This is a genomic window from Bradyrhizobium sp. GW821-FHT12B03, assembly GCF_058807535.1.
In genome coordinates this window covers 507,302-520,525 of record NZ_JBXAQU010000001.1, presented here as the reverse complement: position 1 = coordinate 520,525, position 13,224 = coordinate 507,302, and the positions used below count along the sequence as shown (strand labels likewise).

The following is a 13,224-nucleotide window of genomic DNA, read 5'->3' as shown; positions in this document are numbered from 1 at the left end:
GCCCTAACCCAGCGCTTTCAATTCACCGGGCAGCGCATACGCCCATTGCGTGATGTTGCCGGCGCCGAGGCACACGACGAGATCGCCGGACTTCGTCAGTCCCTTGACGATGCCCGCGAGCTCCGGCGCCGCGGGCAGCGGCACCACTTCGCGATGCCCGTGCGCGCGGAGGCCTTCGACGAAATGATCGCGATCGATGCCGTCGATCGGCGCTTCGCCGGCGGCATAGACGTCGGCGACGACAACCGCATCGGCATCGTTGAAGCAGGTGCAGAATTCCTCGAACAGCGATTGCAGGCGGGTGTAGCGATGCGGCTGCACCACGGCGACGATCCTGCCGTTGGTGGATTCCCGCGCCGCCTTCAGCACCGCCGCGATCTCGACGGGGTGGTGGCCGTAATCATCGATCACGGTGACGCCGTTCCATTCGCCTGTCTTGGTGAAGCGGCGCTTGACGCCGCCGAAGCCGGCGATGGCCTTGCGGATCGCCTCGTCCGAGACGCCAAGCTCGCGCGCGACCGCGATCGCGGCGGTCGCGTTGGACGCGTTGTGACGTCCCGGCATCGGCAGCATCAGATCAGAAATCTCGTGCACCGCGCCGGTCTTGCGATCGCGGAACGCGACCTTGAATTTCGATCCGCCGCCCATCGGGGTGAGATCGACGAACCGCACATCGGCCTGCGGGTTCTCGCCATAAGTGATGATGCGGCGATCCTCGATCTTGCCGACGAGGCTCTGCACCACGGGATGGTCGATGCACATCACGGCAAAGCCGTAGAACGGCAGGTTCTCGACGAAATGACGGAAGGCGTCCTGCACCGCCTCGAAGGTCTTGAAGTGATCGAGATGTTCAGGATCGACATTGGTGACGATCGCGACATCGGTCGGCAGCTTCAGGAACGTGCCGTCACTCTCGTCGGCTTCCACGACCATCCAGTCGCCGGCCCCGAGCCGCGCATTGGAGCCGTAGGCATTGATGATGCCGCCGTTGATGACGGTGGGATCGAGCCCGCCGGCGTCGAGCAGCGTCGCGACCATCGTGGTCGTCGTGGTCTTGCCATGGGTGCCGGCGATCGCGACGCAGCTCTTCAGCCGCATCAGCTCGGCCAGCATCTCGGCGCGGCGCACCACGGGAATGCGCCGTTCGCGCGCCGCCATCAGTTCCGGATTGTCGCGCTTGATCGCGGTGGACACCACGACGACCTCGGCGCCGTCGACATTCTCGGCCTTGTGGCCGACCGAGACCTTGGCGCCCTTCTTGCGCAGGCGGTCGAGATTGTAATTGTCGGAAGCGTCCGAGCCCTGCACGGCATAGCCGAGATTGACCAGCACCTCGGCGATCCCGCTCATGCCGATCCCGCCGATCCCGACGAAGTGGATGGGTCCGATCTCGCGCGGCAGTCTCATGTTTTATCCCATGGGTTCCGTCGTCATGCCCGGGCTCGTCCCGGGCATCCACGAATCCCAAGCTACTTCATGCAAGACGTGGATGGCCGGGACAAGCCCGGCCATGACGGCAAAAATACGAAAATCGGTCCGTTTACGCTCAGAGTCCCGCGACCTTGACCACCAGATCGGCCAGCCGCTCGGCGGCATCGAGCCGCCCTGCCCCCTTCGCGACCGCAGCCATGGCGGCAAGGCGCGCCGGCTCGGCGGCGAAGGCGGAGATTTCGGACGCCAGCCGATCCGAGGTGAACTCGGTCTGCGGAATGCGAATCGCACCGTCGACCTTGGCCAGCACGCCGGCATTGGCGAACTGGTCCTGGTCGATCGAGCCCGGCAGCGGTACCAGGATCGAGGGCCTCCCGATCGCAGCGAGCTCGGCGACGGTGCCGGCGCCGGAGCGCGACACAATCAGATGGTTGGAGGCGAGCCGCGCCGGCAGATCGGTGAAGAACGGCGCCAGCTCCACCTTGATCTTGAGCTTGTCGTAGACGGCGCGGACGCGAGTCATGTCCTCGGAGCGGACCTGCTGGGTCAGCACGAGCCGGCTCCACAGCGCAGGCTCGAGCCGCTCGATCGCGCCCGGCACGATGTCGGCCATGATGCGCGCGCCCTGGCTGCCGCCGACGACGAGCAGGCGCAGCGGCCCGTTCGCTTCCGGCGCGACATAGGGCACGGCGGCTGCGGCGAGGATCGCCGGCCGCATCGGCGTACCGACGGTCGTGGTCTTGCCTGACAGCGCGGGGTCGCGGTCGAGCACGCCGGGCAGCGACGTCGCGATGGCGCGGACGCGGCTCGACAGGAACCGGTTGGCGCGGCCGAGCACCGCATTGGCGTCGTGGATGATGCCGGGCACGCCGGCGAATTTCGCCGCGACCAATGGCGGCAGCGTCGGATAGCCGCCGAAGCCGACGACGGCGACCGGCTTCAATCGCTTGATCAGGCCGTAGGCGGACAGCGTGCCCATGGCAAGCGTGAGGCCGGCATAGGCGAGCTGCAACGGATTGCGGCCGCGCGCGGTCTCGCTCGAGACGACGTCGATCATGTCCTTGCTGAACAGCCCGCTATAGCGCAGCGCGCGCTCGTCCGTGACGAGACGGACGCGAAAGCCGCGCCGGATCAGCTCGACGCCGAGCGCCTCGGCCGGAAACAGATGGCCGCCGGTGCCGCCCGCGGCGAGAAGAATCAGGGGGGAGGTGTCCATGGACGCCCTTTTACAAGGCCTCCGCCGTCATTGCGAGCGCAGCGAAGAGTTCGTAGCCCGGATGGAGCGTAAGCGTAATCCGGGGCGGTCTATCCGCGGTGAGACTTTCCCGGATTGCGCTTCGCTCCATCCGGGCTACGCGTCCACATTGACGACTACGCGTAGCTGCGCATCGCCTCGGCGTGGCCGCTGGCCTCGACCTCGGTGCGCGGGCGCAGCCGCGTCAGCGCCAGCATCATGCCGACGCCATAGGAGAGCGAGACGATGGAGGAGCCGCCGTAGGAGATGAAAGGCAGCGTCATGCCCTTGGCGGGGATGAGCTGGAGGTTGACCGACATGTTGATCGCCGCCTGCACGCCGAACAGGATCGCAAGGCCCGAGGCCGCGAAGCGCGAGAACATGTCCTCATTGGCGTAGGCGCGCGACAGCGTGCGGATGACGACGAAGGCGAACAGCGCCAGCATCGCCAGGCACAGGATGATGCCGAACTCTTCGGCCGCGACCGCGAACACGAAGTCGGTGTGGCTGTCCGGCAGGCTGCGCTTGGCGATGCCCTCGCCCGGTCCGAGCCCGAACCATCCGCCGTTGTAGAACGCTTCCATGGCGGTATCGACCTGGAAGGTGTCGCCCGAGGCCGGATTCATGAAGCGTTTGATGCGTCCCGCCACGTGCGGCACGAACAGATAGGCGCTGAACAGGCCGGCCGCGGCGGCGCCCGCAAGACCGAACACCCAGATCATGCGCATGCCCGCGATGAAGAACAGCGAGCCCCACACCATCAGGATCAGCATGGTCTGGCCGAAATCCGGCTCCATCACCAGCAGCGAGACCAGCATCATCAGCAACACCAGCGCCATCGAGGTCGCCGGCATCTCCGGCCGCCTGGTCGATTCCGCAAACAGCCAGGCGGCGATCACCACGAACGAAGGCTTTGCGATTTCGGAGGCCTGGATGTTGACGCCGAGCAGCGTGATCCAGCGCCGCGAGCCCTTCACCTCGGGGCCGATCGCGAGCGTCAGCACGATCAGGATGATGCTGGCTGCGAAGATGATCAGCGCCGAGCGGCGGATCGCGCGCGGCGACAGGAAGGAGACCCCGAGCAGCACCAGGCAGGACGGGAGGAGGAACATCACGTGGCGGCTGAAGAAGTGGAAGGGATCGAGCCCGATGCGGGTCGCAACCGGCGGGCTCGCCGCCAGCGACAGGATCACGCCGGTGAGCATCAGCGCCAAAATGGCGCCCATCAGCGGCTTGTCGACGGTCCACCACCACTCGGAAAAGGGGGTGCGTTCTTCACGGGAGAGCATGGGCGGCCGCTTTCGGACAGAGGTCGGTCCATTGGTCGCCGAGGTTGGTTACCGGGGGGTTAATGCGGAGGGTAACTTTTGAGGGAAGTACTCGGACTGGACTACGGACAAGGCGCTCTGACAAACCGATACGGCACACCGCCAAAGGCGAGGGTCAGAACACCATTCTTCGCAAACGAGAATTGCGTGCGCTCAACCTGTGGCGCCGAGGGCTGGTCGGTGACAATCGTCGAGCCCTCCACCCGATATCGAAGATTGACAATTTGACGCTTGTCCTGCTCGCGAATTGTGTAGCGCAGCCCACCACTTTCATCGAACTCAAGCAGGACACTCCCTAGGCGGGTCAGAGCCAACTGATCGGTCTCATCAACCAGCCACGCGCCTACCAAATTCATACGTCATCCCACTTGGCCGTTGATTTCGGCGTATTCACACCACCGGCTTCACACCCGGCAGTGCCTGCACCAGCTCGCGGAATTTTGTGCCGCGGATCTCGAAGTTGCGGTACTGGTCGAACGACGCGCAGGCGGGTGACAGCAGCACGACCGCGTCGGTGAGGCCTGATGCCTCCGCATCGCGCGCGGCGTGCTCGACTGCGACATCGAGCGTCTGGCTGATCTCGTGCGTCACCTGCGCACCGAGCGTTCCGGCAAACTCCTGCGCGGCCTCGCCGATCAGATAGGCCTTGCGGATACGCGGGAAGAAGCCCGTGAGGCTGGTGATACCGCCCGCCTTCGGCTTGCCGCCGGCGATCCAGAAGATGTCGGCAAAGGACGACAGCGCATGCGCGGTGGCATCCGCATTGGTGCCCTTGGAGTCGTTGACGAACAGCACATTGCCGCGGCGGCCGACCTGCTCCATGCGGTGCGCAAGGCCCGGAAAGCTGCGCAGACCGTCCTGCAGCACGTCGAGGCTGATGCCCATGGCCAGCGCGGCAGCCGCCGCGCAGGCTGCGTTCTGCGCGTTGTGCAGGCCGCGCAGCGAGCCGATGCCGCCGAGCGCGGCGACCTCGCTGCGCGCGCCGCCCGCGGTCCGCACGATGGTGCCGTGCTCGACATGGATGCCGCTCGCCAGCGGGTTCTTGACGGAGATGCGCACCACATTCTTGCCGGCGCGGTCGAGCCGGTCGGCGATGTCGCGGCAAAAGCCGTCGTCGACGCCGACGATCGAGGTGCCGCCGGCCTGGACGCCTGCGACGAGGCGCTCCTTCACCGCGGCATAGTGCGCGATGGTGCCGTGCCGGTCGATATGGTCCTCGCTGACATTGAGCAAAATGCCGACCGAGGGATCGAGCGAGGGCGTGAGGTCGATCTGGTAGGACGACATCTCGATGACGTGGACGCGGCCCATGCGCGGCGGCTCCAGCGACAGGATCGCGGTGCCGATATTGCCGCCCATCTGGGTGTCGTAACCGGCAACCTTGGTCAAATGCGCGATCAGCGCCGTCGTGGTCGACTTGCCATTGGTGCCGGTGATGGCGACGAACGGCGCATCCGGCGCGTGCCGCCGCCGCTCGCGGCAGAACAGCTCGATGTCGCCGATCACCTCACAGCCGGCCTCGCGCGCCTTCAAGACGCTCCAATGCGGCACCGGATGGGTGAGCGGCACGCCGGGCGCGAGCACCAGCGCGGCAAAATTCGCCCAGGAGACATTGCGCAAATCGGCGGTGATGAAGCCGGCCTGCGCGGCCTTGGCGACGTTCTCTGCATTGTCGTCGGCAGCGATCACCTCGGCGCCGCCGGCCTTCAAGGCGTGGCAGGACGCCAGCCCCGAGCCGCCGAGGCCGAACACCGCGACCGTCTTGCCGGCGAAGGAAGTGACCGGGATCATCGATCGATCACCGCAGCTTCAGCGTCGACAGGCCGGCGAGCGCCAGCATCACCGAGATGATCCAGAAGCGGATCACGATCTGCGGCTCGGTCCAGCCGAGCTGCTCGAAATGGTGGTGGATCGGCGCCATGCGGAAGATGCGCTTGCCCGTGAGCTTGAAGGAGACCACCTGCACGATGACGGAGACCGCTTCCAGCACGAACAGGCCGCCGATCACCGCGAGCACGATCTCGTGCTTCACCGCGACCGCGATCGCGCCCAGCATGCCGCCGAGCGCGAGCGAGCCGGTGTCGCCCATGAAGATCGACGCTGGTGGAGCATTGAACCAGAGAAAACCGAGGCCAGCGCCCAATAGCGCGCCGCAGAGCACCGCGAGTTCGCCGGTGCCGGCGACATATTTGATCTGGAGATATTCGGCGAACACAGCGTTGCCGGCGAGATAGGCGATCATCGCAAAGCTCGCTGTCGCGATCATCACGGGGACGATGGCGAGACCGTCAAGACCGTCGGTGAGGTTCACCGCGTTGCCGGAGCCGACAATGACGAAGGCACCGAAGATCACGAAGAACCAGCCGAAATGCAGCACGGTGTCCTTCAGGAAAGGAATCGTCAGCGCGGTGGACGCGGGATCGCGGTTCAGCCGCACCAGTGCGTAGCAGGCAACCAGCGCGATCGCCGCCTCGATCAGCAGGCGGAGCTTGCCGCCGAAGCCGGTCGTGGTCTGCTTGGTCACCTTGAGATAGTCGTCGTAGAATCCGACGAAGCCGAAGCCGAGCGTCACGGCGAGCACGATCCAGACATAAGGATTGAGCGGATTGGCCCACAGCACGGTGCCGACGGTGAGACCGGACAGGATCATCAGCCCGCCCATGGTGGGCGTGCCCTTCTTGCTGAGATGCGATTGCGGGCCGTCGGTGCGGATCGGCTGGCCCTTGCCCTGGCGGATGCGCAAGTGATCGATGATCCAGGGCCCGAACAGGAACACGAACAGCGCGCCGGTGACGACCGCGCCGCCGGTGCGGAAGGTGATGTAGCGGAAGACGTTCAGAACGGTGCGAACTGCACCGAAGCCCGGAAATGTATTGGAGAGCTCGATCAGCCAGTAAAACATTCAGTCGGTCCTATGGCGCCTTTCGCACGCGGTCTTGTTCTCGGCCTTCGGCCTCGACCTGCCTCACGCGCATTCGCTGGTCTTCATTGTGGGGTCGGGCGACCTCTGGGAAACCGGACGGCTTCGCGCCGCAAAGAGTCGGATTGGGAACAGCGCCTTCCAAGCAGTTTATGCCTTTGCCTGCAAGGCGGCCACTAGGCCCGGCACAAACTTGTTGACCCAGAACATCTTCTTGCTGCCCTTGACAACCACCACATCGCCTGCCTTCAGCAGGCTCGCGACCTCGCCCGGCTTCAGCGTCGCGGGATCGTCGTGCCAGCCGAGGCCCTTGCCTGATGGCAATACGTCATAGAGATGACGCATCAGGGGGCCGACGCAATAGACGCCATCGATCCCTTCGAGGTGCCTGGCAAGGCCGGTGTGGTAGCTCGGTGCGGCATCGCCCAGTTCCAGCATGTCGCCGAGCACCGCAATGCGGCGGCCGCCGGTCATGTGACGTGCCTGGAGGCTTTGCAGCGCAGCAGCCACGCTGGCCGGATTGCCGTTGAAACTGTCGTCGATCACGGTGACGCCGCCGACCGCCTGCTCGACGCCGCGACCGGTCATGATGCCGACCCGGTCGAGCTTGATCGCGAGCGTCGCGACATCGAGATTCGCCGCGCGGATCGAAGCGAGCGCGGCGAGCGCATTCTGGACGCGGTGCGGCGCACCCGGCGTCAGGCTGAAGGCGATCTCCTTCTTGCCGATCGCGGCCAGCACCTGCCAGCCCTCGCCATGCGGCGCGTGCTTGACCTCGTGCACCTCGGCCTTCTCGCCGAAGCGGATGACCTTGCCTTTCCATTCGGACGCCTTGAGCCCGGCGGGCAGCACCAGCACGCCATCCTCGGGCAGGCCGAGCGCGATCGAGACCTTCTCGCGCCTGATGGCCTCGAGCGAGCCGAGCTTCTCCAGATGCACGGGCTGGACGTTGACGACGAGCGCAACCGTCGGCCGCGTCAACTCGCTGAGCCGCGCGATTTCGCCGGTCTGGTTCATGCCCATCTCGACGACCCAGAGGCTGGCGTCGGGCCTGGCATTGCACAGCGTCAGCGGCACGCCCCAGAAATTGTTGAAGCTGGACGGGCTGGCATAGGCGTTCGGATAGGCCGCCAGGAATTCCTTGGTGCTGGTCTTGCCGGCGCTGCCGGTGAGGCCGATCACCGGGCCTTTGAAACGCGCGCGTGCGGCGCGCGCGAGGCCCCAGAGGCCGTCGATCAGCGTGTCCTTGACGACGATCTGGGGAATGCCGATGCCCGCGATCTCGTGCGGCACGATCATCGCGACCGCGCCGGAAGCCTCCGCCTTGTCGGCGAACTCCCAGCCGTCGCGCGCGCTGGCGAAGGCCGAGATGAAGCCGCCGCTCGGCGTGCCGCTCAAGGCGACGAACAGGCTGCCCGGCTTCACCAGGCGGCTGTCCTGCGTCACGAAGTCGATCGGCGTGTCCGGGAATGATCCGGCAACACCCAGCGCACGCGCCACCTCCGCAACCGTCCATAGTGGCCCGCTCATGCGCCCCTCGATGCTAGTGCGGCGGCAACCGCCTCGTGATCACTGAAGGGCAGCACCTCGCCGCCGACGATCTGCCCGGTCTCATGGCCCTTGCCGGCGATCAGCAGCGCATCGCCCTCTTCCAGCTCCTCGATCGCGGCGCGAATGGCCTCGGCGCGGTCGCCGATCTCGCGCGCGCCTTTCGCCGCGGCGAGGATCGCGGCACGGATCGCTTCCGGCTTCTCGCTGCGCGGGTTGTCGTCGGTGATGATGATGCCATCGGCATTCTCGGCCGCGATCCCGCCCATGATCGGACGCTTGCCGGCATCGCGGTCGCCGCCGGCGCCGAACACGACGACCAGCCTGCGCTTCGCGTAAGGACGCAGCGCCTGGAGCGCCTTCGCCAGCGCATCCGGCTTGTGCGCATAGTCGACGAAGATCGGCGCGCCGTTGCGCTCGCCGACGCGCTCGAGCCGGCCCTTGGCGCCTTCGAGGTGCTCGAGGCTCGCAAACACGCCTGCAGCATCGCTGCCGGTGCCGATCGCGAGGCCGGCGGACACCAGCGCGTTCTCGATCTGGAATTCGCCGGCCAGCGGCAGCCGGACCACGTAACGCTTGCCGCGATGTTCAAGTGCGAGCTTCTGCGAGAAGCCCTCGACCTCGACATCGGCGAGACGGATGCCCTCGCCTGCCCCGTCGCCGTTGCGGCCGACCGCCATCACGCGCAGGCCGCGTGCCTTCGCGGCGTCGATCGCTTCCGCCGAGCAATCATGATCGGCCGAAATCACGGCCGCGCCATCAGGCGGGACCAGCTCGCGGAACAGCCGGAGTTTTGCCGCAAGATAATGCGCGACGGTCGGATGGTAATCCATGTGGTCGCGCGACAGATTGGTGAAGCCGCCCGCGGAGACGCGCACGCCGTCGAGGCGATATTGGTCGAGCCCGTGCGAGGACGCCTCGAAGGCGAGATGCGTGACGCCCTCGCGCGCGATCTCGTCGAGCTGCCGGTGCAGCGCGATCGGATCCGGCGTGGTCAGCGAGCCGTAGACCGTGCGCTTGGGCGAGACGAGGCCGATGGTGCCGATGCTGGCGGAGGCGTGCCCGAGCCGCTGCCAGATCTGGCGCGTGAACGCCGCGACCGAGGTCTTGCCGCTGGTGCCGGTCACCGCGGCGATGGTTGCGGGCTGCGCCGGAAAGAATCTTGCCGCCGCCAGCGCCAGCGCGCGGCGCGGATTGGCCACCGCGATGAACGGCACTTTGCCGCCCTCCGGCGCATGATCGCCGACCACCGCCACCGCACCTGCGGCAATCGCAGCGTCGATGAAGCGTGCGCCGTCGGTCTTGCTGCCTGCGAGCGCGAAGAAGAGATCGCCCGGCCTGACCACGCGGCTGTCGAGGGCAAGCCCCGTCACCTCGAGCGCCGCGACGGCGGGCGCGATGACGGCATCATTGCCCAGAACATCCTGACCTGAGAGGTCGCGCAGCTTCATGGTCTTCCAGTCGACATGCCCTGCCGGAAAGCCGAATTCCCGGGAAAATCCCGACTCAGCGGCGGCGATGGCCACCCCGGTTGATTACTGGGTTGTCCTGGATGCTGCAAGAATAAGGCGCTCGGACGGCGGCAGGTCGAACCGCGGCTCGACGCCCAGAAGCGGCGCGATCCGCTCGATCACCTTGCCGCCGGTCGGCACCGCATTCCAGCCCGAGGTGATGAAACCCTTCGTTTCAGGGATCGCCTGCGGCTCGTCCAGCATGATCAGGATCTGATATTTCGGATCGTCGCAGGGCATGATCGCGGTGAAGGAGTTGAGCACGCGCTTCTTGGCATAGCGGCCGTTGATGACCTTCTCGGACGTGCCGGTCTTGCCACCGACATAGTAGCCCTTGACGTCCGCGGTCTTGGCAGTCCCGATTTCGGCATTGAGCCGCATCAGGAACCGCATCTTGTCGCTGGTCTCCGTCTTGATGACGCGCTTGGCCATCGCCGCCGCCTCGGATTCGCTGCGCTTCATGAAGGTCGGCGGAATCAGGTAGCCGCCGTTCACCAGCGCGTTGATGCCCATCACCGCCTGGAGCGGCGCCACCGACATGCCCTGGCCGAACGCGATGGTCACCGTGTTCAATTCACCCCAGCGGCGCGGAATCAGCGGCGCCGCGCTCTCCGGCAGCTCGGTGCGCAGCCGCGTCAGCTGGCCCATCTTGGCGAGGAACGCCTTGTGCGCCTCGACGCCCTGGCCGAGCGCGATGCGCGCCGCGCCGATGTTGGACGAATAGGTGAACACTTCCTTGGTGTTGATGAACCGTCCGAGCGCGTGGCTGTCGTGGATGGTGAACTTGCCGTAGTGCAGGTTTCCGCGCGCATCCCACGACGAGTTCAGATTGATCTTTCCGGAATCGAGCGCCATCGCCAGCGTGAATGCCTTGAAGGTCGAGCCCATCTCGTAGACGCCGGTGGTCAGGCGGTTGATGCGGTCGGGGTCGTGTGCTTCCTTCGGATTGTTCGGGTCGAAGTCCGGAAGCGAGACCATCGCGACGATCTCGCCGGTCTTGACGTTGGAGACGATGCCGGAGGCGGCCTTGGTGTGATACTTTTCCTTGGCCTTCAAGAGCTCGTCGCGCAGCGCGTGCTCGACGCGCAGATCGACCGAGAGCTCGATCGGCTTCTGCAGGCGATCGGTGGCAAAGCCCGCGCGATGGAGATCGGCGAGCCCTTGATTGTCGAGCCACTTCTCCATGCCGGCGATGCCCTGGTTGTCGATGTTGACGAGACCGATGAGGTGGGCAACCTCGTTGCCGGTCGGATAGACGCGCTTGTTCTCGCGCAGGAAGCCGATGCCGGGAATGCCGAGCTTGTGGATGTCCTGCTGCTGCTTCGGCGTGATCTCGCGCTTCAGCCAGACGAAGCCCTTGCGTGTCTTCAGGCGCTCGCGCACCTCGGCCTCGTCGAGGTCGGGCACGGTGGCGGTCAGAAGCTCGATCGCCTCGTCCTTGTCGATGATGCGCCGCGGCTCGCCGAACAGGCTCGACGCCTTGACGTCGGTCGCCAGGATAGCGCCGTTGCGGTCGACGATGTCGGGCCGCGCGGTCGCAACCACCTCCTGGGACGCCGCACGGCGCGCACTGTGAGCGTCGGCACCGATGGCGAACATCACGAGCCGGCCGCCGATCAGGGCATAGACCGAGGCGAAGGCGAGCATCGCCAGCCCGACGCGCGCACGCGCCTTCGCGGCGCGATCGACATTGCGCCCGTAGAGCAGGCTGCGGATCAGCCGCTGCCGCCACGGTTCGGTCGGCCTTTCGGTCGGTTTGGCCGGGGTCAGAGCGCTCATTGCTTGTCCTCGGGCTGAGGCACGGAGCCCGTCACGGTGTCAGGATCGCTCGCGGCTTCGATGGTGTTGAGCATGGCCCCGATCGGGTCGGGCTCGCCCGGCCTGAACATCCGCGGCGGACGCTCCGGCAAGTTCTTCAAGGAATCATATTGCATGCCGTTGACCGGCTTGAGCGGCAGATGCCGGTCGGACAGGCCCTGCAGGCGCAAAGGCGCGTCGAGCTTGGCCCATTCGGAGCGGAGCGAGGCGATCGCATCGCGCTGCTCGCGGATCTCCGCATGCAGCCGCAACACCTTCTCGGTGCGCGCGGTGGAGTCCATCTTGATCCGGTAGACATGGGCCGCCGCGAAGATCAGCGCGCCGATGACGAGGAGGTGGATGAAGCGCATGCCCTAGCCTCCCCTCATCACGTCGGAAAGTCTTGGCCAGGACGAGGACTCATCGTCCTTGTGCGCGGGCGCGTCGGTGCGCTCCGCGGCACGCAGTTTTGCCGAACGCGCGCGCGGATTATGCGCAACTTCGTCCTCACCGGCGACGACAGGCCGCCGCGTCAGGAGCTGAAAGCTCGGGGCGGTTTGCGACACTTCCGGCAGGTGCCGCGAGCCGCCGCCGGTCTTGGACCGCAGGCCAAGGAAATTCTTGACGATGCGGTCTTCCAGCGAATGGAACGAGACCACCACGAGCCGGCCACCGGGCTTGAGCACGCGCTCGGCCGCAATGAGCGCGGTCTGGAGCTCCTCGAGCTCCTCGTTGACGAAGATGCGCAGGGCCTGGAACGTCCGCGTCGCCGGATGAATGTCGCCGGGCTTCGAACGCACCACCCGGCCGACGAGATCGGCGAGTGCGCGCGTGGTCGTGAACGGCGTCTCCTGCCTATCGGCAACGATGGCGCGGGCGATGCGGCGCGAATGCCGCTCCTCGCCGAAGAGATAGATGATGTCGGCAAGATCGGCTTCCGAGGCGCGCGCGACCACGTCCGCCGCCGTCGGGCCCGCCTGCCCCATCCGCATGTCGAGCGGACCGTCGAGGCGGAACGAGAAGCCGCGGCCGGCCTGGTCGAGCTGCATCGAGGACACCCCGACGTCCATCACGACGCCGTCCACGGTCTCGGCGCCTTGTGCCGCACAGACCTCGGCGAGATTGGAGAAGCGGTCCTCGACCAGTGTCAGCCTACCGGCGGAGCGCTCAACCAGTTCGGCGCCGCCAGCGATTGCCGTGCGGTCGCGGTCAATCGCGATGAGTCGGGTTCCAGGCACGTCGAGGATGGCGCGGCTGTAGCCGCCGGCGCCGAAGGTGGCGTCGACATAGATCCCGCCTGTGCGCGGGGCGAGATGGTCGACGGCCTCACGGCCGAGCACGGGGATGTGCGGAACCGCGCTCATGCGCCAAGCCTGCTGACGCCAAGCCTGTTGAGGCCAAGCCTGCCGAACGCCCACAAGAGATCGGGGACGAGCAAGCCCATCACGCCTCGAA

The 13,224-nt window shown here is 66.3% G+C and carries 11 protein-coding genes; all 11 read right to left on the bottom strand.

What is annotated here, in order from left to right; genetic code table 11:
- Positions 1-3 precede the first annotated feature (3 nt).
- The gene (murC, locus tag AC1RUR_RS02585) at positions 4-1,407 is read right to left on the bottom strand and encodes a UDP-N-acetylmuramate--L-alanine ligase (RefSeq protein WP_492841016.1); all 1,404 of its coding nucleotides are present in this window, start codon (positions 1,405-1,407) and stop codon (positions 4-6) included.
- Positions 1,408-1,546: 139 nt separating this feature from the next.
- A complete protein-coding gene (gene murG / locus AC1RUR_RS02580; RefSeq protein ID WP_492841014.1) occupies positions 1,547-2,647 on the bottom strand; it encodes an undecaprenyldiphospho-muramoylpentapeptide beta-N-acetylglucosaminyltransferase in 1,101 nt (366 codons plus the stop codon).
- Positions 2,648-2,802: 155 nt separating this feature from the next.
- Entirely contained in the window at positions 2,803-3,954 is a 1,152-nt protein-coding gene (gene ftsW / locus AC1RUR_RS02575; protein ID WP_492841012.1) for a putative lipid II flippase FtsW, read from the bottom strand.
- Positions 3,955-4,055: 101 nt separating this feature from the next.
- Positions 4,056-4,349 (bottom strand): hypothetical protein, encoded by a 294-nt coding sequence (locus tag AC1RUR_RS02570; protein ID WP_492841010.1) that lies wholly within the window; start codon positions 4,347-4,349, stop codon positions 4,056-4,058.
- 34 nt (positions 4,350-4,383) lie between these two features.
- The gene (gene murD / locus AC1RUR_RS02565) at positions 4,384-5,784 is read right to left on the bottom strand and encodes a UDP-N-acetylmuramoyl-L-alanine--D-glutamate ligase (protein ID WP_492841008.1); all 1,401 of its coding nucleotides are present in this window, start codon (positions 5,782-5,784) and stop codon (positions 4,384-4,386) included.
- A 7-nt stretch (positions 5,785-5,791) separates the two neighbouring features.
- Positions 5,792-6,895 (bottom strand): phospho-N-acetylmuramoyl-pentapeptide-transferase, encoded by a 1,104-nt coding sequence (gene mraY / locus AC1RUR_RS02560; RefSeq protein WP_492841006.1) that lies wholly within the window; start codon positions 6,893-6,895, stop codon positions 5,792-5,794.
- A gap of 168 nt (positions 6,896-7,063) precedes the next feature.
- Positions 7,064-8,443 carry a UDP-N-acetylmuramoyl-tripeptide--D-alanyl-D-alanine ligase gene (locus AC1RUR_RS02555; protein WP_492841004.1) on the bottom strand — a complete coding sequence of 460 codons (1,380 nt, stop codon included), beginning with the start codon at positions 8,441-8,443 and terminating at the stop codon, positions 7,064-7,066.
- Positions 8,440-9,912 carry a UDP-N-acetylmuramoyl-L-alanyl-D-glutamate--2,6-diaminopimelate ligase gene (locus tag AC1RUR_RS02550; protein WP_492841580.1) on the bottom strand — a complete coding sequence of 491 codons (1,473 nt, stop codon included), beginning with the start codon at positions 9,910-9,912 and terminating at the stop codon, positions 8,440-8,442. Before AC1RUR_RS02550 ends, AC1RUR_RS02555 begins: the two co-directional genes overlap by 4 nt.
- An 84-nt stretch (positions 9,913-9,996) precedes the next feature.
- Entirely contained in the window at positions 9,997-11,751 is a 1,755-nt protein-coding gene (locus AC1RUR_RS02545) for a peptidoglycan D,D-transpeptidase FtsI family protein (protein ID WP_492841002.1), read from the bottom strand.
- Entirely contained in the window at positions 11,748-12,140 is a 393-nt protein-coding gene (gene ftsL, locus AC1RUR_RS02540; protein WP_492841000.1) for a cell division protein FtsL, read from the bottom strand. The genes AC1RUR_RS02545 and ftsL overlap by 4 nt, the downstream gene beginning before the upstream one ends.
- A 3-nt stretch (positions 12,141-12,143) precedes the next feature.
- Positions 12,144-13,133 (bottom strand): 16S rRNA (cytosine(1402)-N(4))-methyltransferase RsmH, encoded by a 990-nt coding sequence (gene rsmH / locus AC1RUR_RS02535; RefSeq protein WP_492840998.1) that lies wholly within the window; start codon positions 13,131-13,133, stop codon positions 12,144-12,146.
- Between the last annotated feature and the right edge of the window lie 91 nt (positions 13,134-13,224).